The 24,858-nt window shown below is 69.2% G+C and carries 20 protein-coding genes; all 20 read right to left on the bottom strand.

Annotation, left to right across the window (positions count from 1 at the left end; genetic code table 11):
- Window positions 1-2 precede the first annotated feature (2 nt).
- The 20 genes from ABD086_RS08300 to rplJ all read right to left on the bottom strand — a co-directional run bounded on the left by ABD086_RS08300 (window position 3) and on the right by rplJ (window position 24,793).
- On the bottom strand, window positions 3-875 hold the full coding sequence (locus ABD086_RS08300; protein WP_343907016.1) for an NUDIX hydrolase: 873 nt from the start codon (window positions 873-875) through the stop codon (window positions 3-5).
- A complete protein-coding gene (locus tag ABD086_RS08295; RefSeq protein WP_343907015.1) occupies window positions 875-2,125 on the bottom strand; it encodes a geranylgeranyl reductase family protein in 1,251 nt (416 codons plus the stop codon). The genes ABD086_RS08300 and ABD086_RS08295 overlap by 1 nt, the downstream gene beginning before the upstream one ends.
- Before the next feature lie 37 nt (window positions 2,126-2,162).
- Window positions 2,163-2,384: a hypothetical protein gene (locus ABD086_RS08290; RefSeq protein ID WP_343907014.1), complete on the bottom strand. Its 222-nt coding sequence runs from the start codon at window positions 2,382-2,384 to the stop codon at window positions 2,163-2,165.
- Entirely contained in the window at window positions 2,381-2,884 is a 504-nt protein-coding gene (locus ABD086_RS08285; RefSeq protein ID WP_343907013.1) for a DUF4232 domain-containing protein, read from the bottom strand. Before ABD086_RS08285 ends, ABD086_RS08290 begins: the two co-directional genes overlap by 4 nt.
- Before the next feature lie 89 nt (window positions 2,885-2,973).
- The gene (locus ABD086_RS08280; protein WP_343907012.1) at window positions 2,974-4,290 is read right to left on the bottom strand and encodes a phospholipase D-like domain-containing protein; all 1,317 of its coding nucleotides are present in this window, start codon (window positions 4,288-4,290) and stop codon (window positions 2,974-2,976) included.
- A gap of 317 nt (window positions 4,291-4,607) precedes the next feature.
- Complete coding sequence (locus tag ABD086_RS08275; protein ID WP_343907011.1) at window positions 4,608-8,480, bottom strand: DNA-directed RNA polymerase subunit beta'; 3,873 nt, start codon at window positions 8,478-8,480, stop codon at window positions 4,608-4,610.
- Between the two features lie 115 nt (window positions 8,481-8,595).
- Window positions 8,596-12,060 (bottom strand): DNA-directed RNA polymerase subunit beta, encoded by a 3,465-nt coding sequence (gene rpoB, locus ABD086_RS08270; protein WP_343907010.1) that lies wholly within the window; start codon window positions 12,058-12,060, stop codon window positions 8,596-8,598.
- A gap of 231 nt (window positions 12,061-12,291) precedes the next feature.
- On the bottom strand, window positions 12,292-13,026 hold the full coding sequence (locus ABD086_RS08265) for a DnaJ domain-containing protein (RefSeq protein ID WP_343907009.1): 735 nt from the start codon (window positions 13,024-13,026) through the stop codon (window positions 12,292-12,294).
- Window positions 13,023-13,601: a hypothetical protein gene (locus ABD086_RS08260; protein ID WP_343907008.1), complete on the bottom strand. Its 579-nt coding sequence runs from the start codon at window positions 13,599-13,601 to the stop codon at window positions 13,023-13,025. Before ABD086_RS08260 ends, ABD086_RS08265 begins: the two co-directional genes overlap by 4 nt.
- Window positions 13,598-14,872 (bottom strand): MCE family protein, encoded by a 1,275-nt coding sequence (locus tag ABD086_RS08255; RefSeq protein ID WP_343907007.1) that lies wholly within the window; start codon window positions 14,870-14,872, stop codon window positions 13,598-13,600. Before ABD086_RS08255 ends, ABD086_RS08260 begins: the two co-directional genes overlap by 4 nt.
- On the bottom strand, window positions 14,869-16,278 hold the full coding sequence (locus ABD086_RS08250) for an MCE family protein (RefSeq protein ID WP_343907006.1): 1,410 nt from the start codon (window positions 16,276-16,278) through the stop codon (window positions 14,869-14,871). The genes ABD086_RS08255 and ABD086_RS08250 overlap by 4 nt, the downstream gene beginning before the upstream one ends.
- A complete protein-coding gene (locus ABD086_RS08245; protein WP_343907005.1) occupies window positions 16,275-17,411 on the bottom strand; it encodes an MCE family protein in 1,137 nt (378 codons plus the stop codon). Before ABD086_RS08245 ends, ABD086_RS08250 begins: the two co-directional genes overlap by 4 nt.
- A 61-nt stretch (window positions 17,412-17,472) precedes the next feature.
- On the bottom strand, window positions 17,473-18,456 hold the full coding sequence (locus ABD086_RS08240; RefSeq protein ID WP_343907004.1) for an MCE family protein: 984 nt from the start codon (window positions 18,454-18,456) through the stop codon (window positions 17,473-17,475).
- Entirely contained in the window at window positions 18,453-19,487 is a 1,035-nt protein-coding gene (locus tag ABD086_RS08235) for an MCE family protein (protein ID WP_343907003.1), read from the bottom strand. The genes ABD086_RS08240 and ABD086_RS08235 overlap by 4 nt, the downstream gene beginning before the upstream one ends.
- On the bottom strand, window positions 19,484-20,761 hold the full coding sequence (locus tag ABD086_RS08230; RefSeq protein ID WP_343907002.1) for an MCE family protein: 1,278 nt from the start codon (window positions 20,759-20,761) through the stop codon (window positions 19,484-19,486). The genes ABD086_RS08235 and ABD086_RS08230 overlap by 4 nt, the downstream gene beginning before the upstream one ends.
- A 15-nt stretch (window positions 20,762-20,776) precedes the next feature.
- On the bottom strand, window positions 20,777-21,604 hold the full coding sequence (locus ABD086_RS08225; RefSeq protein ID WP_343907001.1) for an MlaE family ABC transporter permease: 828 nt from the start codon (window positions 21,602-21,604) through the stop codon (window positions 20,777-20,779).
- A 5-nt stretch (window positions 21,605-21,609) separates the two neighbouring features.
- Window positions 21,610-22,395, bottom strand: coding sequence for an MlaE family ABC transporter permease (locus tag ABD086_RS08220; protein WP_343907000.1), 786 nt, complete (start codon window positions 22,393-22,395; stop codon window positions 21,610-21,612).
- An 8-nt stretch (window positions 22,396-22,403) separates the two neighbouring features.
- Entirely contained in the window at window positions 22,404-23,357 is a 954-nt protein-coding gene (locus ABD086_RS08215) for an ABC transporter ATP-binding protein (RefSeq protein ID WP_343906998.1), read from the bottom strand.
- Window positions 23,358-23,624: 267 nt separating this feature from the next.
- The gene (gene rplL, locus ABD086_RS08210) at window positions 23,625-24,017 is read right to left on the bottom strand and encodes a 50S ribosomal protein L7/L12 (protein ID WP_343906996.1); all 393 of its coding nucleotides are present in this window, start codon (window positions 24,015-24,017) and stop codon (window positions 23,625-23,627) included.
- A gap of 80 nt (window positions 24,018-24,097) precedes the next feature.
- Window positions 24,098-24,793 carry a 50S ribosomal protein L10 gene (rplJ, locus tag ABD086_RS08205; protein WP_343906995.1) on the bottom strand — a complete coding sequence of 232 codons (696 nt, stop codon included), beginning with the start codon at window positions 24,791-24,793 and terminating at the stop codon, window positions 24,098-24,100.
- Window positions 24,794-24,858: the final 65 nt, after the last annotated feature.

The following is a 24,858-nucleotide window of genomic DNA, read 5'->3' as shown; positions in this document are numbered from 1 at the left end:
CGTCAGGTGCGGAGCGCCTCGACGACCACGTCGAGCACCGGCCGCTCGCCCGAGGCGATCTCGGCGAGCGGCACCCACGCCACCGCATCGGTGGTGCCGCCGGTCTCGACCACCCGGGGCTCGGCGTCGTCGTCGATCGTGCCCCGGAAGACCAGGTGGACGCCGTGGAAGTCCTCCCGGCGGCCGGACGGCGCCGTGCCCTCGAAGTGCACGTCGTGCACGGTCAGCAGGTCGCCGATCGTCGCCTCGACGCCGCACTCCTCCCGCACCTCGCGCACCAGCGCCGTGCGCGGCGACTCGCCGTGCTCCACCCCGCCCCCGGGCAGCGTCCACGAGCCGCTGTGGTGGCCCCGCGGGGAGATCCGGGTCAGCAGCAGCTCGTCGCCGCGGGTGATGAACGCATACGCCGCGAGCCGCTGACGCTGGAACGGCCGGTGGTCGGCCAGCGCCTCCAGCACCATCGGGGCGACGGGCACGGTGCCGTCCAGCACGGCGGCGACCGGGTGCCACGCCGCCGCCATCGTGGAGCCCCCCACCTCGAGGACCCGCGGCTCCGGTGCGTCGACCGGCACCCACCCGTCGTACACGATCCGCAGCGCGTGGGCGTCGACCCGGCGGCCCTCGCGCCACGCGCCCGGCAGGTGCGCGGAGTAGACCCGCGCGGTCTCGCCGACGACGGCGTCGAGACCGGTCTCCTCGTGGACCTCGCGCACGACCGCGTCGCGGGGGTCCTCGCCGTGGTCGAGACCGCCGCCCGGCAGCGTCCAGAGCTCGTCGGGGGTCACGCTCTCGGACAGCCGGCTGAGCAGGATCTCGCCGTCGCGGAGGATCACGGCGTACGCCGCGACCCGCTGCCGCTTGGGGAGCCCTCCCATCAGCTGAAGGGCGGCCGGTGGTCGCGGGCGATCGACCGGCGGCCGGCCCAGCGCCAGACGCGGGCGGCGCGGTCGCGGTCCTCGTCGGTGACCAGGTTGCCCATCCACCGCAGCGCGAGGGTCATCAGCCAGTCGGACCGCATGCCGGCCGGCCCGAGCGTCGGCAGCAGCCGCGGGACCGTCACCAGGCCGGCGAGCCGGCGGGCGATCGAGAAGGACTCGCCGTAGTGGTCGCGCAGCAGGGCCGGCCAGACCTGCGCCAGGTCGGCGTGCTCCGCCAGCACCTCCGCGACCAGCCGGCCGGTCTCCAGGCCGTAGTCGATGCCCTCGCCGTTGAGCGGGTTCACGCAGGCCGCGGCGTCGCCGATCAGCGCCCAGTTCGGGCCGGCGACGTTCGACACCGCCCCGCCCATCGGCAGCAGGGCCGACGTCGGCATCCGCAGCTCGCCGGTGAGCTGGAAGTCCGCGCGCCGCTCCTCGGCGTAGTAGGCCATCAGCGGTTTGATCGCGACGTCGGCGGGCCGCTTCGCGGTGGCGAGCGTGCCCACGCCGAGGTTCACCTCGCCGGTGCCGAGCGGGAAGATCCAGCCGTAGCCGGACAGGATCGCCCCGTCGCGGCCGCGCAGTTCGAGGTGCGAGCTGATCCACGGGTCGTCGGACATCCCGGACGCGACGTACGACCGGCCGGCGACGCCGTACACGGTCTCCCGGTGCCACTCGCGGCCGAGCACCTTGCCGAGCGGGGACCGCACGCCGTCGGCCACGACCAGGCGGCGGCAGCCGATCTCGACCGGGCCGTCGGGGGTCCGGAAGACCACGGCCGAGACGCGGTCACCGTCGCGCCGGACGTCGACGGCCTTGTGCCCGTCGACGGCAACGGCGCCCGCCTTGATGGCGGTGGTGCGGAGGTGGTCGTCGAGCTCGGTGCGCGCGACTGCGGAGCCCCAGTCCGGCAGCCCAGTGCCCGACTTCCCAGGGCCGGGCCAGGGCAGCAGCAGGGTCTGGCCGAAACCGTGGGCACGCAGCCCCCGGTTCACGGTGTGCGCCCGCAACCAGTCCTCGAGGCCGAGCCGCTGGAGCTCGCCGATCGCGCGCGGCGTGAGCCCGTCGCCGCACGTCTTGTCGCGCGGGAACGTCGCCGCGTCGACGAGCACGACGTCCGCTCCGCCGCGCGCGGCCCACGCCGCGGCCGCCGACCCGGCGGGGCCGGCGCCCACGACGAGGACGTCGGTCCGGGCGGGAGTACTCACTCCACGATTCTCGCAGGCGAGCCGCCCGGGAGCGGAATCAGGCTCCCTGCTCCCCCATCGGCGGGAACCGCTCCTCGGCCTGCTCGTAGCCCTCGGTGTCGGTGAACTTGCCCTTGGTCTCGTCGAAGTCCCGGTCGGTGTTGTCGACCTCGGCGTCGTCGGGCCGGTTCTCCGGGGCGAGTCGCTCCTCGCGCTCGCGCTCGACCTCCGCCTCGTCCGCCCGGCCTTCGCCCGCCTGGTCTTCCCGAGATTCGCTCATGGTTGACGGTAAGCCTTGTGGCTGAGCAAGTGAACCCGGTGGTTGCGGCAGCCGGTGGTCGGATGCTTCACGAACTGCGACCGCGTCTCGTCGGGCAGGTAGACGCGGAACCCGTCCACGTGGGCCGGCCGGCACTCGCGCCGCGGGTAGGCGCTCGCCACGGTGGCGGACACCGGGCTGACCACCTTCTCGCCGGGCTCGAGCACGATGGTGCGCACCCGGCTCGGCGTGCGGTCCGCCGCCGCGCCGATCTGGGTGCCGTCACCGTGGCCGACGTACGACAGCCCGCCGTACCCCCGGATGCTGCAGAGCCGGTCCGACTGGTTCGTCAGCACGATCCGGCCGTACCGGTGGCTCATCCCCGCATCGGTGCGGTGGTACGACGCGACCAGCTCGGCGTTCGTGCACTCCGGGATGCCCCGGGGCGCCGCGACCGCCGGCAGGCTCATGACACCGAGCACCGCGACCGCCACGGCGGCTCCCCACCTGATCGTCCTCATGGGTGTCCTCCTTCCGGACCGCCGGCGGGCCCGTCACCCATGGGATGCGCGGGAAGGCCCGCAGGTTCTCGAGGAGTCCGGCAGGATCCTCAGTCCTCTTCCCAGTATGGCCCGTCGAAGGTCAGGCCGTGGACGGTCGCGCGGCGCTCGGTGGCCGGGCGCTGGTAGGGGCAGTCCGGCGGGTCGGGACGGAAGCCGCCGCCGGCGCCCACCGGCCGCGACCGCTTGGTCCAGATGTGGTCGAAGTTCCGGTTCCACTGCGTCACCAGGCTCTTGCCACGAGCGCGCAGGATCAGCTCGTCGCCGCTGATCCCGGAGTGGGTCCAGTTGCTCGACCCGGTGAACACCAGCGAGGCGGAGCGGTCCTTGCCGTAGTGGCCGGAGATCGTCATGTACTTCTGGTGGCTGTACATGTCGACGGCGCGCTCGGGGTCGCAGTCGGTGTTGTAGCCGTTCGCGTGCCGCCGCACCTTGCCGCGCTTGGTGTCCATGCCGATGACCTTCTTCATCCCGGAGCCGGCGAGCGCCCACATCACCTTGACGTTGCAGCCCTCCGCGTACAGGTGTCGGAGCCGTCGCGCGATGTAGGTGCCCCGGTCGCCGTTCCAGGCGTGCATCGACACCCGGATCTTGGTGCGCCCGTTGATGCCGGTCCCGCCCCGGACACCGCGGCACTCCACGGGCCGCAGGATCTTCATGATCGGGTCGTTCCTCGAGGTGGTGCGCGGGTGCGGCATCACCCAGAGCTGGTAGGTCTTGTTGATCACCTTGTGCCAGTAGAGCGGCTTGTCGGTGCGGTCCTTCTTCAGGTGCCGGAACAGCTTCAGCATCATCGCGTAGAGCTGCGGCGCCTCCTTCTGGACCAGCAGGTCGTTGAACTGGTGCACGGTCGCGTTCCGGGTGAGGTTGTGCGACCCGGTCATCACCACGTCCCGCGCCGACCCGGTGTGCTCGAACAGGTAGATCTTGTCGTGCAGCACCCCCTGGACGCTCCGGCAGCCGGTCTTGCAGGTGTAGTCCCAGCTCTTCTTGCCGCGGTTGGTGCCGAGCGCGCGCTTCAGCATCTTCATCGCCTCGGTGTACTGGTGGTCGTTGTGCAGAACCTGCACGTGCACGCCCCGCCGGTGCGCGTTGATCAGCGCCTTCGCCACGTTGGTCCGGTCGAACGAGTAGACGGCGATCCGGATGTACGAGCCCTGGTGCGCGTGCCGGATCGCGGCCACGATCTGCCGCTCGATCCGGTACTTCGCGTCGGTGTCGCCCCAGGGGTCGTTGAAGAAGCCGCCGGTGGCCGGCGCCCATCTCTTCTTCGCGGCCGCCGCTGACGCGCCGCCCTCCGTCGGCCCCGCCAGCAGCGAGCCCGCCAGCGCAAGCGCCAGCACCAGCGTCCAGAACCTCGACGTCACACGCGCACCCTTCGTCGCACCCCCACAACGAAACGCGCAACGCAAGAACACCCGAGTCGGTGGTCGAGTGGCGGTGCCGTCGGAGACGACTGCGCAACACGTTCCTCGAACGTCCACCACCCTAACAACCGCCCCCGACCGCTCCGGGGAGGTGGGTCCGGGGATGCCGAAGGCCCCACCTCCCGGGCGGGAGATGGGGCCTTCGGTTCGTTCGCTTCCGACTCGGTTTCGAGACGCGTCACGCGTCCCCCGCTACGCGCGGTCCGCGTCGACGCTCCTCAACCTGGTTCGTCACACCAGAACTGAGGGCTCCGCCCTCAGTTCTGGTACGAACCGAAGTCGAAGTCGTCCAGGGCGACGGCCTGACCCGAGCCGTTGCCGAACTCGTAGTCGTAGGAGTCGTAACCGGTGACGGAGTACGCCGCGGCGCGGGCCTCCTCGGTGGGCTCCACCCGGATGTTGCGGTACCGCTCGAGGCCGGTGCCCGCCGGGATCAGCTTGCCGATGATCACGTTCTCCTTCAGACCGCGCAGCGAGTCCGAGCGGCCGTGGATCGCCGCGTCGGTGAGGACGCGGGTGGTCTCCTGGAAGGAGGCCGCCGAGAGCCACGACTCGGTCGCCAGCGAGGCCTTCGTGATGCCCATGAGGACCGGGCGACCCGAGGCCGGCTTGCCGCCCTCGGAGACCACGCGCCGGTTCTCCTCCTCGAACCGGACCCGGTCGACCAGGTCGGACGGGAGCAGGTTGGTGTCACCGGACTCGATCACCGTGATCCGGCGCAGCATCTGCCGCACGATGATCTCGATGTGCTTGTCGTGGATCGACACACCCTGCGACCGGTACACGGCCTGGACCTCGTCCACCAGGTGCTCCTGCGCGCGCCGCACACCGAGGATCCGCAGCACGTCCTGCGGGTCCGGCGTACCGAGGGTCAGCATCTGGCCGACCTCGATGTGGTCGCCGTCGGCGACCAGCAGGCGCGAGCGCTTCGAGACCGGGTACTCCTGGACCTCCGAGCCGTCGTCGGGGGTGATCAGCACCTTGCGGGCCTTGTCGGTCTCCTCGATCTGCACCCGGCCGGAAGCCTCGGCGATCGGGGAGCGACCCTTCGGGGACCGGGCCTCGAAGAGCTCGACCACACGCGGCAGACCCTGCGTGATGTCGTCGGCCGACGCCACACCACCGGTGTGGAAGGTACGCATGGTCAGCTGCGTGCCGGGCTCACCGATCGACTGGGCCGCGATGATGCCGACGGCCTCGCCGATGTCGACGAGCTTGCCGGTGGCCAGCGAGCGGCCGTAGCACTTCGCGCAGGTACCGGTCTTGGCGTCACAGGTCAGCACGGAGCGGACCTTGACCTCCTCGATGCCGGCCGCGACGAGCTCGCCGATCTTGACGTCGCCGAGGTCCTCGCCGGCGACCGCCAGCACCTCGCCCGTCTCCGGGTGGGTGATGTCGACGGCCGCGGAGCGGGCGTACGCCGCGGTCTCGGCGTTCTCCGCCTTGACCACGGAGCCGTCCTCGCGCCGCTCGCCGATCCGCTTGGGCAGGCCGCGCTCGGTGCCGCAGTCGTCCTCGCGGATGATGACGTCCTGCGACACGTCCACCAGACGACGGGTCAGGTAGCCCGAGTCGGCGGTCCGCAGCGCGGTGTCCGCCAGACCCTTGCGGGCGCCGTGGGTCGCGATGAAGTACTCGAGAACGGTCAGACCCTCGCGGAAGTTCGACTTGATCGGCCGCGGGATGATCTCGCCCTTCGGGTTCGCCACCAGGCCACGCATGGCGGCCACCTGCCGGATCTGGTTCATGTTTCCGGAGGCACCCGACTCGACCATCATGTAGATCGGGTTGGCGCGGTCGAACGTCGTCTCCATCGCCTTGCCGACCTCGTTGGCCGCCTGGGTCCAGATCTCGATGAGCTCCTGGCGGCGCTCCTCGTCGGTGACCAGACCGCGCTCGAACTGCTTCTGCACCTTGGCCGCCTGGGCCTCGTAGCCCGAGAGGATCTCGGCCTTCTCGCTCGGGGTGGTCACGTCGTCGATGGAGACGGTGACGCCCGACCGGGTGGCCCAGTGGAAGCCGGTGTCCTTGAGCGCGTCCAGCGACGCGGCGACCTCGACCTTGGTGTAGCGCTCGGCGAGGTCGTTGACGATCGCACCGAGGGCCTTCTTGCCGACCTCGTAGTTCACGTACGGGTAGTCGGCCGGGAGGGTCTCGTTGAAGATCGCGCGACCCAGCGTGGTCTCGAGCGTCATCTGCTGCGGGCCCTCGAGCTCGCCGGCGATCTCCAGCGGCGGGACGAGGTCGTCGAAGCGGATCTGGACCGGGCTCTGCAGCGAGATCTCCCCGCGGTCGAACGCCATGATCGCCTCGGCCGGCGACGAGAACGCGCGGCCGGTACCGGGCTGGTCGGGGCGGTCGGTCGTCAGGAAGAACAGGCCGATGATCATGTCCTGGGTCGGCATGGTCACGGGGCGACCGTCCGACGGCTTCAGGATGTTGTTCGTCGACAGCATCAGGATCCGGGCCTCGGCCTGGGCCTCCGCCGACAGCGGCAGGTGAACGGCCATCTGGTCGCCGTCGAAGTCGGCGTTGAACGCCGAGCAGACCAGCGGGTGGATCTGGATGGCCTTGCCCTCGATCAGCTGGGGCTCGAACGCCTGGATGCCGAGCCGGTGCAGCGTGGGCGCCCGGTTCAGCAGCACCGGGTGCTCGGTGATGACCTCTTCGAGGACGTCCCACACGACCGGACGGGCGCGCTCGACCATCCGCTTGGCGGACTTGATGTTCTGCGCGTGCGACAGGTCGACCAGGCGCTTCATCACGAACGGCTTGAACAGCTCCAGCGCCATCTGCTTGGGCAGACCGCACTGGTGCAGCTTCAGCTGCGGACCGGACACGATGACCGAACGGCCCGAGTAGTCGACGCGCTTGCCGAGCAGGTTCTGACGGAACCGACCCTGCTTGCCCTTGAGCATGTCGGACAGCGACTTCAGCGGCCGGTTGCCCGGGCCGGTGACCGGACGGCCACGACGGCCGTTGTCGAACAGCGAGTCGACGGCCTCCTGGAGCATCCGCTTCTCGTTGTTGACGATGATCTCGGGCGCGCCGAGGTCGAGCAGCCGCTTGAGGCGGTTGTTCCGGTTGATGACGCGGCGGTACAGGTCGTTGAGGTCGGAGGTCGCGAAGCGGCCACCGTCGAGCTGCACCATCGGGCGCAGGTCCGGCGGGATGACCGGGACGGCGTCCAGCACCATGCCCTGGGGCTTGTTACCGGTCTTGCGGAACGCGTCGACGACCTTGAGGCGCTTGAGGGCGCGGACCTTGCGCTGGCCCTTGCCGTTGGCGATGGTGTCGCGCAGCGACTCCACCTCGGCCTCGATGTCGAAGGACTCCAGGCGCTTCTGGATCGCCGTGGCGCCCATGTGCCCCTCGAAGTACTTGCCGAACCAGTTCTTCATCTCCCGGTACAGCATCTCGTCGCCCATGAGGTCCTGGACCTTGAGGCTCTTGAAGGTCTCCCAGACCTCGGTGAGGCGGTCGATCTCGCGCTGCGACCGGTCGCGGATCTGCTTCATCTCGCGCTCGGCGCCGTCCTTGACCTTGCGGCGCTGGTCGGCCTTGGCACCCTCCGCCTCCAGGGCGGCGAGGTCCTCCTCCAGCTTCTTGGCGCGGTCCTCGACGGCCTGGTCGCGGCGCTTCTCGAGACGCTCGCGCTCGAGCTGCACCTTGCTCTCGAGCGAGGACAGGTCGCGGTGGCGGGCGTCCTCGTCGACGGCGGTGATCATGTACGCCGCGAAGTAGATGACCTTCTCGAGGTCCTTCGGCGCCAGGTCGAGCAGGTAGCCCAGGCGGCTCGGGACACCCTTGAAGTACCAGATGTGGGTGACCGGCGCGGCGAGCTCGATGTGGCCCATCCGCTCGCGGCGCACCTTGGAGCGGGTCACCTCGACGCCGCAGCGCTCGCAGATGATGCCCTTGAACCGCACGCGCTTGTACTTGCCGCAGTAGCACTCCCAGTCCCGGGTGGGACCGAAGATCTTCTCGCAGAAGAGGCCGTCACGCTCGGGCTTGAGCGTGCGGTAGTTGATGGTCTCCGGCTTCTTGACCTCGCCGTGGCTCCACGTGCGGATGTCGTCCGCGGTGGCCAGGCCGATCCGAAGCTGGTCGAAGAAGTTCACGTCGAGCACGGTGGCTGCAACCCTTCGGTAGTTCTAGGAAAGATAAGTAGGGGGCGGAGGGCCGGCCTCGGTGGTTGAGGAAGGCGCTCTGGCGCCTGTCTCGAAACCCCCGAGGCCAGCTGACTCACACCTCTTCGACCGAGCTGGGCTCGCGACGGGACAGGTCGATGCCGAGCTCCTCGGCGGCGCGGAAGACGTCCTCCTCCGCGTCACGGAGCTCGATCTGCGAGCCGTCCTGGCTGAGCACCTCGACGTTCAGGCAGAGCGACTGCATCTCCTTGACGAGCACCTTGAACGACTCCGGGATGCCCGAGTCGGGGATGTTCTCGCCCTTCACGATGGCCTCGTAGACCTTGACGCGACCGGGCACGTCGTCGGACTTGATCGTGAGCAGCTCCTGGAGGGCGTAGGCGGCGCCGTACGCCTCCATCGCCCAGACCTCCATCTCGCCGAACCGCTGGCCGCCGAACTGGGCCTTACCGCCCAGCGGCTGCTGCGTGATCATCGAGTAGGGGCCGGTGCTGCGCGCGTGGATCTTGTCGTCCACGAGGTGGTGCAGCTTCAGGATGTACATGTAGCCGACCGAGACCGGGTCCGGGAACGGCTCGCCGGAGCGTCCGTCGAACAGGTTCGCCTTGCCGGTGTTGTCGATCATCCGCACGCCGTCCCGGTTCGGGATGGTCGAGCCGAGCAGGCCGGTGATCTCGTCCTCCCGGGCACCGTCGAAGACCGGGGTCGCGACCTTGGTGCCGGGATCGGCCTTGTCGGCGTGGATCTTGATCAGGCGCTGCTTCCAGTCCGCGGACTTGGGCTCGTCGTTCAGGTTGAGGTCCCAGCCCTGCTTGGCCAGCCAGCCCAGGTGCAGCTCGAGGATCTGGCCGATGTTCATACGACGCGGCACACCCAGCGGGTTGAGGATCACGTCGACCGGGGTGCCGTCCTCCATGAACGGCATGTCCTCGATCGGCAGGATCTTCGCGATGACGCCCTTGTTGCCGTGGCGGCCGGCGAGCTTGTCACCGACGGAGATCTTGCGCTTCTGCGCGACGTAGACGCGGACCAGCTGGTTCACGCCCGGCGGCAGCTCGTCGCCGTCCTCGCGGTCGAACACGCGGACGCCGATGACGGTGCCGGACTCGCCGTGCGGGACCTTCATCGAGGTGTCGCGCACCTCGCGCGCCTTCTCGCCGAAGATCGCGCGGAGCAGGCGCTCCTCCGGGGTCAGCTCGGTCTCGCCCTTCGGGGTGACCTTGCCGACCAGCACGTCGCCGGTGTTGACCTCGGCGCCGATGCGGATGATGCCCCGCTCGTCGAGGTCGGCCAGCATCTCCTCGGAGACGTTCGGGATGTCCCGGGTGATCTCCTCGGGGCCGAGCTTGGTGTCGCGGGCGTCGACCTCGTGCTCCTCGATGTGGATCGAGGTGAGGATGTCCTCCTGCACCAGGCGCTGGCTGAGGATGATCGCGTCCTCGTAGTTGTGGCCCTGCCACGGCATGAACGCCACGAGCAGGTTGGTGCCCAACGCCATCTCGGCGTCGTCGGTGCACGGACCGTCGGCGATCGGCGAGCCGACCTCGACGCGGTCACCCTCGGAGACCAGCGGGCGCTGGTTGATGCAGGTGCCCTGGTTCGAGCGGCGGAACTTCGACAGCTTGTACGTCGAGTACGTCCCGTCGTCGTTCATCGTCTCGATGACCTCGGCGGAGACGTCCTTGACGACACCGGCCGCCGAGGCGACCAGCACGTCGCCGGCGTCGACCGCGGCGCGGTACTCGATGCCGGTGCCGACCAGCGGCGCGTCGCTCTTGATGAGCGGCACGGCCTGGCGCTGCATGTTGGCACCCATGAGCGCGCGGTTGGCGTCGTCGTGCTCGAGGAAGGGGATCAGGGCCGTCGCGACCGACACCATCTGGCGCGGGGAGACGTCCATGTAGTCCACCTCCTCGGCCAGGATCTCGGAGACCTCGCCGTCGCGCTGGCGGACCAGCACGCGCTCCTCGACGAAGCGGCCCTTGTCGTCGAGCGGCGCGTTGGCCTGCGCGATGACGAAGCGGTCCTCGTCGTCCGCGGTGAGGTAGTCGACCTGGTCGGTGACCCGGCCCTTCTCCACGCGGCGGTACGGCGTCTCCACGAAGCCGAACGGGTTGATCCGGCCGAACGACGCGAGCGAGCCGATCAGGCCGATGTTCGGGCCTTCCGGCGTCTCGATCGGGCACATGCGGCCGTAGTGCGACGGGTGGACGTCACGGACCTCCATGCCGGCGCGGTCGCGGGACAGACCACCGGGGCCGAGGGCCGAGAGGCGACGCTTGTGCGTCAGGCCCGCGATCGGGTTGGTCTGGTCCATGAACTGCGACAGCTGGGAGGTGCCGAAGAACTCCTTCAGCGCCGCCACCACCGGGCGGATGTTGATCAGGGACTGCGGCGTGATCGCCTCGACGTCCTGGGTCGTCATCCGCTCGCGGACCACGCGCTCCATGCGGGCCAGGCCGGTGCGGAGCTGGTTCTGGATCAGCTCGCCGACGGTGCGCATGCGGCGGTTGCCGAAGTGGTCGATGTCGTCGGCGAGGATGTCGATGGTGCCCTGCGGCGCCTCGACCTGCTCCCGGCCGTCGTGCAGCGCGACGATGTACTTGATCGCGGCGACGATGTCGTCGATCGTCAGCGTCTGCTGGTCGAACGCCTCGACGAGGCCCAGCTTCTTGTTGATCTTGTAGCGGCCGACCTTCGCGAGGTCGTAGCGCTTGGGGTTGAAGTAGTAGTTGTTCAGCAGCGTCTGCGCGGCCTCACGCGTCGGCGGCTCGCCCGGGCGGAGCTTGCGGTAGATGTCGAGCAGCGCGTCGTCCTGGTTCTGGGTGTGGTCCTTCTCCAGGGTGAGCATCATCGACTCGTACTCGCCGAACTCCTCGCGGATCTGCTCGTTGGTCCAGCCGAGGGCCTTGAGCAGCACCGTGACGTTCTGCTTGCGCTTGCGGTCGAGGCGAACGCCGACCATGTCGCGCTTGTCGATCTCGAACTCGAGCCAGGCGCCGCGGCTCGGGATCAGCTTGGCGGTGTAGATGTCCTTGTCGGAGGTCTTGTCCGCGGTGCGCTCGAAGTAGACGCCCGGGGACCGCACCAGCTGGGACACCACGACGCGCTCGGTGCCGTTGATGATGAAGGTGCCCTTGTCGGTCATGAGCGGGAAGTCGCCCATGAAGACCGTCTGGCCCTTGATCTCTCCGGTGTCGTTGTTGGTGAACTCCGCGGAGACGTACAGCGGAGCGGAGTAGGTGAAGTCCTTCTCCTTGCACTCGTCCACGGTGTACTTGGGGTCGTAGAAGACCGGGTTCTCGAACGACAGCGACATCGTCTCCGAGAAGTCCTCGATCGGGGAGATCTCCTCGAAGATCTCCTGCAGACCGGACTTGCTCGAGACGTCCTCGCCCTCGCCGCGGCGGCGCTCGACAGCGGCCTGCCACTTGTCGTTGCCGATCAGCCAGTCGAAGCTGTCGGTCTGGAGAGAGAGGAGCTGCGGGAGCTCGAGGGGCTCGGTGATCTTTGCGAAAGAGATGCGGCGGGAGTTACCAGAGGTGGTGCGCGCGGCCAAGAGGTGTCCTTCGACGATTCGCTCTTCGAGTCATGCGTCGACCAACCACAAAGTCAGCCACCGGGCAGGCTGACGAGCATTTGAGGGCAGACGCAAGTTCTCACCCTACCGGACGAGGGCACGCAGAACAAGCCGCGTCAAACCCGTCGCCCGACGATGATGAACGCCGAACCCGGCCAGGTCAAGCAGCGCGGCCGAAAGTTGTGGAGAAGGGACGCTCGGCGGCCCGGATCAGGTGTCCATCCCGGCGACCAGCCAGTCGCCGTCGACCTTCTCCATGGTGATCGTGACCCAGTTCTTGTAGATCTGCGGGGTCTTCTGCTTGTTGTTGGTCCGGGCCTGGTTGACCAGGGCGAACACCTGGACCCGGTCCTCGGTGGCGCGGACGATGCTGGAGCGGACCAGCTCCGCCTTCAGCACCGTGCCGGTCGAGGGCGCGTTCTGCTCGATGATCCCGTCGAAGAGCTGGTCGTACTCCTTGCGGTAGCTGCCCGTGAGGTACTGCTCGGCGGCCGCCCGGGACTCGTCGAGGTGCTTCGCGTCGTACGACAGGATCGGGACGACGGCTCGCTCGGCGGCCGACTGGGCGGCCGACGTGGCGTCCTCGACGGCCCGGTCGGAGGGCTGGGTCGCGTACACGTAGGTCGCCACGCCCGCCACGATCAGGACCGCGGCCGCGAGCGCGATCAGCAGCCAGGCCGGGATCACGCCGCGCGACCGGCCCGCGGCGGGCGCCACGACGGCGGGCGCGGCGGGCCCGGGCTCCGGCGCGGGCGGCGCCAGCTCGGCGTCGTACGCGGCGCGGCGCTCCGGGTCGAGCAGCACCTCCGCGGCCTGGTTGAGCGCCGCGAAGCGCCGGTCGGTGGGGTCCAGGTCGGCGATGGCCGCTCGCCACGCCGCCCGGATCTCGTCGGCCGACGCGTCCGGGCTGACGTCCAGGACGTCGTACCAGGTCGGGCTGGTCACTGGCCCTCCCCCGTCACCGGCGAGTAGTTGTCGACCAGCCACTTCCCGTCGGTCTTGACCAGGTCGACCTCCCAGCGCAGCACGTCCTCGCCGCCGGAGACCCGCTGGGACGCGTCGTCGGGGTGCTTCGGGTCCGGGTAGCTGCCGGTGAGCCCGGCGGCCACGATCGCGACCGCGGAGTCGCTGTCGATGGTCTGGACGCCGACCCCGAAGACCTCGGCGGTGCGGCCGTAGCCGGCCTGCTGGACGGTCTGCTCGGCGATCGGCAGCCCGGACTGCTCGAAGTCGCTGGCGAACTTCGGGGTGATCACCTCGGCGACGCTGTCCTTGTACGTCGTCAGGTGCCCCTGGTCGTCGACGTCGTCGGGCCCGTAGGTGTTGAGCCGGAGCACGAACTGCTCGGTCTGCGACATCACCGCCTCCCGCTCGGACTGGAGGTCCTCGGCCGCGCCACGACGGTCGGCGAGCAGCCAGATCAGCGCGCCCGCGGACACGAGGAGCAGCGCGACGAGCACGACCAGCAGAACGAGTCGGAAGGTGGCAGAACGCGGCGTCTCGTCAGTCCCGTTGCTCACGGCAGCAGGGGCTGGAGGAACAGCCACTTCCACGACTCCTCTCCGAAGGCTTGCGGGGCCAACGTACCGGGCTGGGCCAGCGCCGGGTCGACCGCGCCGCCCCAGCGCAGCTTCCCGGTGTCCGGGTCGTAGCTCGCGACCGGCGCACGGTACGCCGCGCCGGCGCGCGAGAGGTTCTGCGGGCCGCGCGGGTTGCTCTGCGCCGCGGGCTCGCGGCAGCCGGCCTTGGTGTTCATCGGCCAGTTCTCGCCGTTCTGCGGCGGCCGGGTGCGCGTGCTCTCGTAGCCGTGGTGGCAGACCGGGTTGTCGGTCATGATCATGCCGAAGTGGGCGTCGTACAGCCCGGTGTCGGGTGACTTCGAGACCACGGTGAAGCCGCCCTCGACGACGTACGGGTAGATCACCAGGATCTGCTCGATGCCCGGCAGGTGCTTGACGATCACGTCGCCGGTGGTGACCGAGTTGTTGATCAGCTGGCCGAGGTCGACCTGGTTCTCCTCCAGGAAGGTGCGCAGCTGGGTCGCGGTCGCCGAGCCCTGGTCGATCACACCACGCAGCGCCTTGTCGTTGCCGGCGAGGGTGCCGCTGAACAGGCTCATATCGCGGGCGAAGGAGCGGATCGCCTCGGCCGAGTCGAGCTGGGCGCGCAGCGCGGTGTTGCTGTCCCGGATCAGCGCCGTGGTGGTGTCGAAGTTGGCGTTCGCGTCCTCGATGAAGGCGTTGCCGGTGTCGATGATCCGCTGGAGGTCCTGCCCGGTGCCGGCGAACGCCTTGCCCATCTCCTCGACCGTGGTCGAGAGCGCCTGCTTGTTCACCGACTCGGTGGTGTTGGAGATGTCGGCGAGCAGCTTCTGGGTCGGGATCGGCGTCCGGGTGTCGTCCATCGCGATCTGCGACCCGTCGGCGAGGTACGGCGCGTTGTCGGTCTGCGGCTGGAGCTCGACGTACTGCTCGCCGACCGCGGACCGGTTGCCGACCACGGCGAGGGTGTCGGCCGGGATGTCGTCGTAGCCGTTGTCGATGTCCAGGATCACGTCGACGCCGTCGTCGGTGAGCACGAGCTTGCCGACCTGGCCGACCTGGACGCCGCGGTACGACACCTCGCCGCCGGCGAAGATGCCTCCGGAGTCGGCGAAGTGCGCGGTCACGGTGTAGTGGTCGTCGAAGAAGATCCGGTCCAGCCGGGCGTAGCGGGCGCCGACGTAGCTGACGCCGAGCAGCGTGATCGCGACGAACACGAGCAGCTGGATGCGGGTGCGGCGGGTGATCACCGGTGGTCACCTCCGGACACCATCCCCGGGACGAGGAGTCGCACCAGCGCCGGATCGAACATCCGGCTCAGCTGGCCCAGGGTCGGCCCGTGCGCGTCGGGTGTCGGCCCGACCCCGGCCCGGCCGAGGCCCAGGGCGCCCGGGAGCGTGGGCAGGCCGGTCGGCAGGCCGCCGCCGTCACCGCCGCCGGCCGGCGGGCCCGGGATCGCGTTGAGCGCCTGGCAGACCGCCGTGTCCTCGTACCGCTTGGTCGTGCACTTCTGCTTCAGCTCCGCGAGGCCCTCGGCGGTGCTGAGCAGCTTCGTGCACGGCTTGCTGGTGAGGTCGCCGCTGCGCAGGCAGCGGGTCACCAGGTCGAGGATCACCGTCGGGTCGATCTCCGAGGGCACCAGCGTCGGCGAGTCGGTCGGGTTGGCCCCCGGGACGGTGATGTCCAGCCGGACGGACAGGTTCGTGTAGTCGCCCATGTGCAGGTTGCGGGCAACCTGGGGGTCGCGGCCGACCACCTCGTCGACGAACGGGTAGGTCAGGAAGACGTTGAAGGACTTCACGAAGTTCTGGCCGGAGTTGCCGAGCTCGGTGAGCACCGGGTTGAGCTGGCGCAGGGTCTCGATGGTGCCGGCCTTGGACGCCTGGATCACGCGGACGCCGACGCCGCTGAGCCGGCTCAGCGCGGAGAGCATCTTGACCAGGTCCTGGCGCTGCTGGTCGATCGCGGTGAGCGCGCTGGGCAGCTGGTCGAGCGCGGCGTCGATCGAGCCCTGCTGCTGCTTGACCGAGATCGCGAGGTTGTTCAGCGAGTCGATCGCCGCGACGATGTTCTGCTTGTTCTCGTCGAGCTGGCCCATGAACTGGCGGATCTGGTCGAGCACCGAGCGGGCGACGTCCTCCCGGCCCGCGAAGACCTTGTTCAGCTCGTCGGCGATGGTCTTCAGCTGCGCGACGCCGCCGCCGTTGAGCAGCAGGCTCAGCGCCCCGAGCACCTCCTCGACCTCCGGGTTGCGGCCGGTGTGGTCGAGGTCGATGACGTCGCCGTCGCTCAGCGGGTTGGCGGACGGGTTCTCCGGCGGCGGGCTCAGCGACACGAACTTCTCGCCGAGCAGGCTGGTCTGCCGGATCTGGGCGATCGAGTTGTCGGGCAGGTCGGTGTCGCGCGGGATCTCCATCGTCACGACGGCGTGCTGGCCGACCAGCTCGACGTCGGTGATCTGGCCGACGCTGACGTCGTTGACCTTCACCGTCGACTTCGGCACCAGGTCCATCACGTCGGCGAACTCCGCCTTGACGGTCATCGGGTTGTCGACGCTGGTGCCGCCGGGCAGCGGCAGCTTGTAGACGTCGAAGTCGCAGCCGGTGAGCAGGAGAGCCCCGGCCAGCAGGGCCACGAACGCGCGCATCAGCCTCATCGGTCCACCCCCACGAACCCGCCGAGGGACCGGTCGTACCGGTCACCGGACGCCGACGTGCGCCCACCCGGCCCGGTGGCCGGCCGCTTGAGGGCCTGCTGGACCAGGTCGCACAGCGCCCCCGAGTTGTCCTCCTGGCTGAGGAAGCCGCACAGGAACGTCGCCGGGTCGGACTCCACCTGGTGGAACACCTCGCCGAGGTTCGCATTCGTGTCGAGCGTCCCCGCCTGCGGGTTGTAGGTCAGGTAGAGGTTGTTCAGCGCCAGCGGGGCCGTGCCGAGGATCTCGTCGAGCTGGTCGCGGCGCTTGACCAGCACCTGCGAGACCCGGTTGAGGCCCTTGATGTTGCGGCCCAGGGCGTCCCGGTTCTCCTGGACGAAGGTCGAGACCTGCCCGAGCGCGGTGCCGAGGTTGCGCAGCGACGCGGCCAGCTCCTGGCGCTCGCCGGCGAGCATGCCGGACGCGTCGCTGAGGGACTGGTTGAAGCGCCGGACGGTCTTGTCGTTGCGGGCGAGCGTGCCGATGAAGCCCTCCAGCTCCCGGGCCGAGCCGAACAGCTCGTCCTTGTTGTCGTCGAGCGTCTGGCTGAGCTTGCCGAAGTCCTGGATCGTCTGGTGGAACTTCGCACCCTCCCCGCCGAAGTTCTCGGCGGTGGTCTCCAGCAGGTCGGTCAGGGCGCCCTTGCGGTTCGCGCCCGTCGGGCCGAGCGCGACCGTCAGGTCGTCCATGCTGCTGTAGATCTGGTCGAGCTCCAGCGGCACCGCGGTGCGGTCGACCGGCAGCGTGTCGCCGTCGGCCATCACGTCCCCGCCGGTGTAGACGGGCGTGAGCTGCACGAACCGGTCGCCGACGATCGACGGCGCGATGATCACGGCCTTGGCGTCGGCCGGGATCTTCACGTTCGCGTCGTACGACATCGTGACGACCACGTCGGTGCCGGACGGCGTCACCTTGTCGACGTGGCCGACGGGGACGCCGAGGACCCGCACGTCGCTGCCCTCGTAGATCGAGATCGTGCGCGGGAAGTGCGCGGTCAGGGTCTTGGTGTCCTCGCCGCGGAACATGACGAACGCGCCCGCGACCAGCGCCAGCACGATGACCGCCGGGACGATCGCCCGCTTCAGCATGCTCATCGGGGTCCCCTCGACGTCGTTCGGAGGAGCGCAGCGGAGGAGAAGAACTTCGTGGGGTGGCTCATCCGATCCCACCGCCGTTCTGGGCGTCCGGCACCGGCGGCATGTTCTGGATGTAGGTGTCGAACCAGGGGCCGCCGCCGAGGGTGCTGGCGAACACCCGGTAGAACGGGGCCATCAGCCGCAGGCTGTTGTCGAGGTTGTCCTCGTTCTTGTTCAGGACGGCGACGACGTTCTCCAGGTGGTCGAGGGCCGGCTTGAGGTCGGCGCGGCTCTGCTGGACCAGCGCGGTCAGCTCCTTGGACAGCCGGGTCGTCGAGGTCAGCAGGTTGTGCACGGCCTCGCGGCGGGCGACCAGCGCGCGGAACAGCACGTCGGAGTCCTTCATCAGCCCGACGATGTCGTCGTCCCGCTCGTTGAGGACGCCCGTGACGCGCCGGAGGTTCTTCAGCAGTGTGTTGATCTGCTCGTCGCGTGCCGCGATGTTCGAGGACAGCGCCGAGACGCCGTCCAGGGCGCTGCGGAACTCCTCCGGGGTGTTGCGAGACAGGTCGGCCAGGGTCGTCAGCGACTTCGCGAGCCGGTCGGTGTCGATCCGCTCGGAGGTCTCGGCGAGCCCGGAGAACGCGTCGACGACGTCGTACGGCGAGCTGGTCCGCTCGACCGGGATCTCGGCTCCCTCGGAGAGCTGGCCGTCGCCGGCCGGCTCGAGCGACAGGTACATCGCGCCGAGCAGGGTCTTCACCTTGATGGCCGCGCGGGTGTCGGTGCCGAACTCCGAGGGCGTGTCGACCCGGAAGGTGACTTTCACGTGGTCGCCCTCGAGGGCGACGCTCTCGACCTTGCCGACGCGGACGCCGGCGATGCGGACCTCGTCGTTCGGCTTGAGCCCGCCGGACTCGGAGAACGCGGCGTAGTAGGTGTCTCCCCCACCGATCAGCGGCAGGTCCTGGGCGCGGAACGCGCCGAGGATCAGCAGCGCGATCACGGCGAGGCTGACCGCCCCGACCACGACGGGGTTGCGCTCACGGAACGGGGTGCTCATCCGAGATCACACCTCGGGCTGCCGGTCGTGTAGTCGACCGGGACCGACTGGTTGCCGGGGAGCCGGATCCGGCCCTGGAAGTGGCACAGGTAGAAGTTGAACCAGGAGCCGTAGATCGCGGTCCGGCCCACCTTGTTGAGCTTGATCGGCAGCACCTGGAGGGCGCGGTCCAGCTCGCCCTTGCCGGCGTCGAGGTTGCCGGCCACCCGCCGCAGCTGCTTGATGTCCTCGACGAACGGCCGGCGGAGCCCGGACACCAGGTCGGCGGTCTGCACCGACAGCTGGGAGATCCGGTTCAGCGAGCCGAGGATCGCCTCGCGGTCGTCCTTGAGGCCGCCGACGAAGGTGCGGAACGTCGTGATCAGGCGGCTCAGCTGGACGTCCCGGTCGCCGAGGTGGTCGAGCACCTCGTTGAGGTTGTCGATCAACGAGCCGATCACCTGGTCGCGGCTGGCCAGCGTCGTGGTGACCGAGGCGGTGTGCTGGAGCAGGCTCTCGAGGTTGCCGCCCTCGCCCTGGAACACCTGGACGATCTCGTACGACAGCTGGTTGATGTCGGCCGGCGACAGCGCCTGGAACAGCGGCTTGAACCCGTTGAAGAGCACGGTCAGGTCGAGGGCCGGCGACGTCTGCGACACCGGGATGGTGGAGCCGGGCTCGAGGGGCGCGGAGTCGCCGATCTCGTCGGTGAGCGCGATGTAACGCTGGCCGACCAGGTTGCGGTACCGGATCGCGGCGTGGGTCGCCTCGGTCAGGTGCGCGGTGTCCTCGACCGAGAACGTCACCAGCGCGCGGGTGCGGTCGACGATCGAGACGTCCTTGACGGTGCCGACCTTCACGCCGGCGATGCGGATGTCGTCGCCCTTCACCACGCCGGTCGCGTCGACGAACTCGGCCTTGAAGTCGTGCTTCGGCGAGAACGAGATGTTGCCGATCGTCGCGACCAGCACCGAGGTGGCCAGCGTGGTGACCACGATGAAGATCAGCAGCTTCGTCAGGTCGCCGGCGGTGCGCTTGTCCAGCATCTTCATCGCAGCGACACCTCCGCCCCGCGTGCCATCGGCCCGACGAGCAGCAGCCCGAGGTCCGGGACGTCCTCGGCGCTCACGCCGAGCGCCGGGCCGAGCAGGGAGCGCAGCAGGTCGCTCTCCTGCGTGGAGCCGACGGACGTGCGGAAGAACTGGTTCGGCACGACCCGCGAGGTGCCCTTGCCGGTCGGCTCGTCGACGCCGTCGTCCATGTTGGGCTGGTGGCGGACCGGGTTGGACTGCGACCAGGGCGGGTTCGGCAGGTGCAGGCAGTTCGGTCCGCGGTCCTCGCCGTAGTGCGGCTTGTCGTTGACGTTGTACGGGCGCGGCTGGTTCGGCAGCGTCTCGAGCACGATGTGCAGCATGAAGCCGCGGAAGGCCTCGGCCTGCAGCTTGCCGGCGTTCACGATGCCGCGGGTCAGGCAGTTGTACTCGGGGGCGTACTTGGCGAACACCCGGAACTGCTCCTGTCCTACGTGGCTGAGCCGGATCATGTTGTCGCCGTTGGCGTCGAGGAAGCCCTTGGCGGTGTCGGCGAACGAGGCGACGTCGTCGAACAGCGCCTTCAGCTTGACCTGCCGGTCCTCGAGGGTGCCGGTGGTCTTCACGGTGTTGTCGAGGATGTCGGCGATCTGCGGCATCACCTGGGCGTAGGTGTCGGAGACCTGGGCGGTCATCCGGAGGTCCTGCATGAACGCCGGGATCTGCGGGTTGATCCGCTTGAGGTAGCTGTCGACGGTCTCGAGGTTCTGGCCGAGTTGGTCGCCGCGGCCCTCGAGCGCGGTCGCCATCGCGTTCAGCGTCATGTTGATGTCGGCGGGCTGGACGGTGCGCAGCAGCGGGTAGAGGTCGGAGAGCACCTTCTCCACCTCGACGGAGACCTGGGTGCGGGTGATGGTGGCGCCGGCCTCGATGTGGTCCGGCGAGGGGTTCTCGGGCACCACCAGCGACACGTACTTCTCACCGAACAGGGTCTTCGGCACGATCGAGCCGGTCACGTTGGCCGGGATCGTGTCGATCTTGCTCGGGTACAGGCCCAGGGTGAGCTCGGCGCCCTCGGCGTTCGACTCGAACGAGAGGACCTCGCCCACGATGACGCCGCGGATCTTGACGTCCGCGCGGCTCGGGAGCTGCAGGCCGATGGTGGAGGTCTGGAGCTTCACCTGGTCGTAGTCGGTGAACTTCTTGGTGAACACGGCGTACGTGAACCAGATCCCGGCGAGCAGGATCAGGATGAAGACGATGCCGAGGACCTTGTGGGACGCGGTCAGACGCACTGGATCACCACCCCGTCATCCCGCCAGCCGGACGGTCGTCGAGGCGCCCCAGATCGCCATCGACAGGAACAGGTCGATGACGTTGATGGCGACGATGCTGGTGCGCACGGCCCGGCCGACGGCGACACCCACGCCCGCGGGCCCCCCGGAGGCGGTGTAGCCGTGGTAGCAGTGGATCAGGATCACGGTCACGGCGAAGACCAGCACCTTGCCGAAGGACCACACCACGTCGCCGGGCGGCAGGAACGTGTTGAAGTAGTGGTCGTAGGTGCCCGTGCTCTGCCCGAAGAACTGGGTGACCGTGAGCCGGGTCGCGAAGTACGACGACAGCAGGCCGACCACGTAGAGCGGGACGATCGCGATCAGGCCGCCGATGATGCGGGTCGTCACGAGGAACGGCAGCGACGGGATCGCCATCACCTCGAGCGCGTCGACCTCCTCGGAGATGCGCATCGCGCCGAGCTGAGCGGTGAACCCGCAGCCGACCGTCGCCGCGAGCGCGATGCCGGCCACCAGCGGGGCGATCTCGCGGGTGTTGAAGTAGGCCGACACGAAGCCGGAGAACGCCGCGGTCCCGAGCTGGTTCAGCGCGGCGTACCCCTGGAGGCCGACCTCGGTGCCGGTGAAGAAGCACATCGCCGTGATGACGCCGACGGTCCCGCCGATGACGGCGAGCGCGCCGGACCCGAGGGTCACCTCCGCGAGGATGCGGAGGATCTCCTTCTTGTACCGCCGCAGGGTGCGCGGGGTCCACGCGAGGGCCTTGATGAAGAACGCGAGTTCCTCGCCGAGGCTGTCGAGCGTCCGGAGGGGCCGGTCGTACACGGCCCGGATGTTCGCCATGGCCGCTAACCCGTCTTCGGTGGGACGAGCTGGAAGTAGATCGCGCTCATCACGAAGTTGACGACGAACAGGAGCATGAAGGTGATGACCACGGACTCGTTCACCGCGTCCCCGACGCCCTTCGGGCCGCCGGCGGCGTTCATGCCCTTGTAGCAGGCGACGATCGCGGCGATCAGGCCGAACACCAGGGCCTTGATCATCCCCTGCCAGAGGTCGGGGAGCTGGGCCAACGCCGTGAAGCTCGACAAGTAGGCCCCTGGCGTGCCGTCCTGGAGCACCACGTTGAAGACGTAGCCGCCCGCGACACCCACCACGCTGACCAGGCCGTTGAGGAAGACCGCGACCAGCATGCAGGCGAGGACCCGGGGCACGACGAGGCGCTGGATCGGGTCGATCCCGAGCACCATCATCGCGTCGAGCTCCTCGCGGATCTTCCGGGCGCCGAGGTCGGCGGCGATCGCCGACCCACCGGCGCCGGCGATCAGCAGCGAGGTCGCGATCGGCCCGGCCTCGCGCACCACGGCGAGGACCGCCGCCGAGCCGGTGAACGACTGGGCTCCGAACTGCTTGACCAGACCGCCCACCTGGAGCGCGATGACGGCGCCGAACGGGATCGCCACGAGCGCCGTCGGGATGATGGTGACCGAGGCGATGAACCAGGCCTGCTGCAGGAACTCCCGCATCTGGAACGGGCGCCGGAACAGTCCGCGGCCGACATCGAGACCGAACGCGAAGAGCTTCCCCGCGGTCCCGACAGGAGCGAGCGCGCGGCTCGCGGTGAGGTTGGACATCGGGCCGCCTAGACGCCGGTGGCCATGGCCATGTTGGGCTCGAACGACCCGGGCGGCGGGGTCACGCCGTTCTGCCGGCACCAGTCACCCGGCGGGCGCTGGCTGCGGCGCGCGATGCCGTTGGAGGGCTCGAGCTGGAGCGGGATCGGCGGGAGCGGCGGCAGCTCCTGGTCCTTCTCGGCCTCGAGCTCGTCGGCGTCCTTCTCCTCCGACATGCCGATCGGGCCGACGCGCTGGGCGTTGAGGAACTGGCGGACGACGGGCTCCTCGGACGACAGCAGCATCTCGCGCGGGCCGAACATCGCGAGGTGCCGGTGGTAGAGCAGGCCGATGTTGTCCGGCACGGTGCGGGCGGTGTTGATGTCGTGGGTGACGATCAGGAACGTCGCGTCGATCTGGGCGTTCAGGTCGACGATCAGCTGGTTGAGGAACGCCGTGCGGACCGGGTCGAGGCCGGAGTCCGGCTCGTCGAAGAGGACGATCTCGGGGTCGAGGACCAGCGCGCGGGCCAGACCGGCGCGCTTGCGCATGCCGCCGGAGATCTCCCCGGGGAGCTTGTCCTCGGCGCCGATCAGGCCGACCAGGTCCATCTTCTCCATGACGATGTCGCGGATCTCGGACTCGGACTTCTTGGTGTGCTCGCGGAGCGGGAAGGCGACGTTGTCGTACAGGTTCATCGAGCCGAACATGGCGCCGTCCTGGAACAGCACCCCGAACAGCTTGCGGATCTCGTAGAGGTCCCTCTCGGAGCAGGTGGCGATGTCGGTGCCCTCGATCACGATCGAGCCCTCGTCGGGCTTGAGCAGGCCGATCAGGGTCTTGAGGAAGACGGACTTGCCGGTACCGGACGGGCCGAGCATCACGCAGATCTCACCCGCGGGCACGGTCAGCGTCACGTCGCCCCAGATCAGCTGCTTGCCGAACGACTTGGTGAGGTGTTCGACCTTGATCTCAACGCCCATGTCCGCCCTGCCCCTCCTTCGCCTCCGCGCACGTCCGGATCTACCTCCCGGGCGTGCCTGTCACGCTCCCCGTCTCCCACTGACCGGTAACAACGCGACGGGCGTCACGAAGTTACGCGCCGGTTTCCTTCCCACTTCCGGACGTCGTACACCTGTCCGGCGACCCGTCTGGACCTGCGCGCCGCCGGAACGCACGAGGGGCGGCCCACCCGTTCGGTTGGACCGCCCCCCGTGAGGAACGTCAGCTGCGTGACAGCCGGGAGAACGTCACTTGAGGGTGACGGTGGCGCCGGCGCCCTCGAGGGCCTCCTTGGCCTTCTCCGCAGCCTCCTTGGTGGCCTTCTCGAGGATCGCCTTGGGGGCGGACTCCACGAGCTCCTTGGCCTCCTTGAGGCCGAGCGAGGTCAGGGCGCGGACCTCCTTGATGACGTTGATCTTCTTGTCGCCGGCCGACTCCAGGATGACGTCGAACTCGTCCTGGGCGGCAGCCTCGTCGCCGCCGGCAGCGGCGCCGCCAGCGGCCGGGGCCGCGGCAACGGCGACCGGAGCGGCCGCGGTGACGCCGAAGGTGTCCTCGAACTGCTTCACGAACTCGCTGAGCTCGATCAGCGTCATCTCCTTGAACGCGTCGAGGAGCTCGTCGGTGCTGAGCTTCGCCATGGTGGCGTTTCCTTCCATTCGGTGGTCCGGGTCGCGGTGCGCGGCGGACCGGGTTTCAGGTGGTGGTTGCGCCGGGCCGATCAGGCCTCGGCGGTGTCGCCCTCGTCGGAGGTCTCCGCGGCGGGGGCGTCGGCCTCCGCGGCGGGGGCCTCGTCAGCGGGGGCCTCGTCGGCGGGGGCGTCAGCCTCCGCAGCCGGGGCCTCCTCGGCGGCAGCCGGCTCGGCCGAAGCCTGACCAGCACCACCTGCGAGGATCGAGGGGTCCTGCTCGGCCTTCGCCTGCAGCGCACCCGCGAGACGGGCGGCCTGGGCGAGCGGGGCGTTGAGCAGGTAGACGGCCTGGCTGAGCGACGCGAGCATCGCGCCGGCCAGCTTGCCCAGGAGCACCTCACGGGACTCGAGGTCGGCCAGCTTGGCCACCTCAGCCGCGTCGAGGGGCTTGCCGTCCAGGACGCCGCCCTTGATGACGAGGGCGGGGTTCGCCTTGGCAAAGTCACGCAGACCCTTGGCCGCCTCGACGACGTCGCCGTTGATGAAGGCGATGGCGGTCGGGCCGGTCAGCAGGTCGTCGAAGCCGGAGATGCCCACCTCGGTGGCGGCGATCTTGGCCAGCGTGTTCTTGACCACGGCGTAGTTGGCGTTCTCGCCGAGGGAGCGCCGCAGGTCCTGCAGCTGCTTCACGGTGAGACCGCGGTACTCGGTCAGCACGGCACCGGCGGCGTCGTTGAACGAGTCAACGATCTCCGCGACGGCTGCCTGCTTGTCTGGCCGCGCCATGGGTCTCCTTCCGATGGTCGACCACCGCATCGAAGAAGCCCGGAGAAGACGAACGCCCCGAGCGC

Source organism: Nocardioides aquiterrae, from assembly GCF_039526625.1.
GTDB lineage: Bacteria > Actinomycetota > Actinomycetes > Propionibacteriales > Nocardioidaceae > Nocardioides > Nocardioides aquiterrae.
This window is presented reverse-complemented; position numbering and strand designations above follow the sequence as displayed.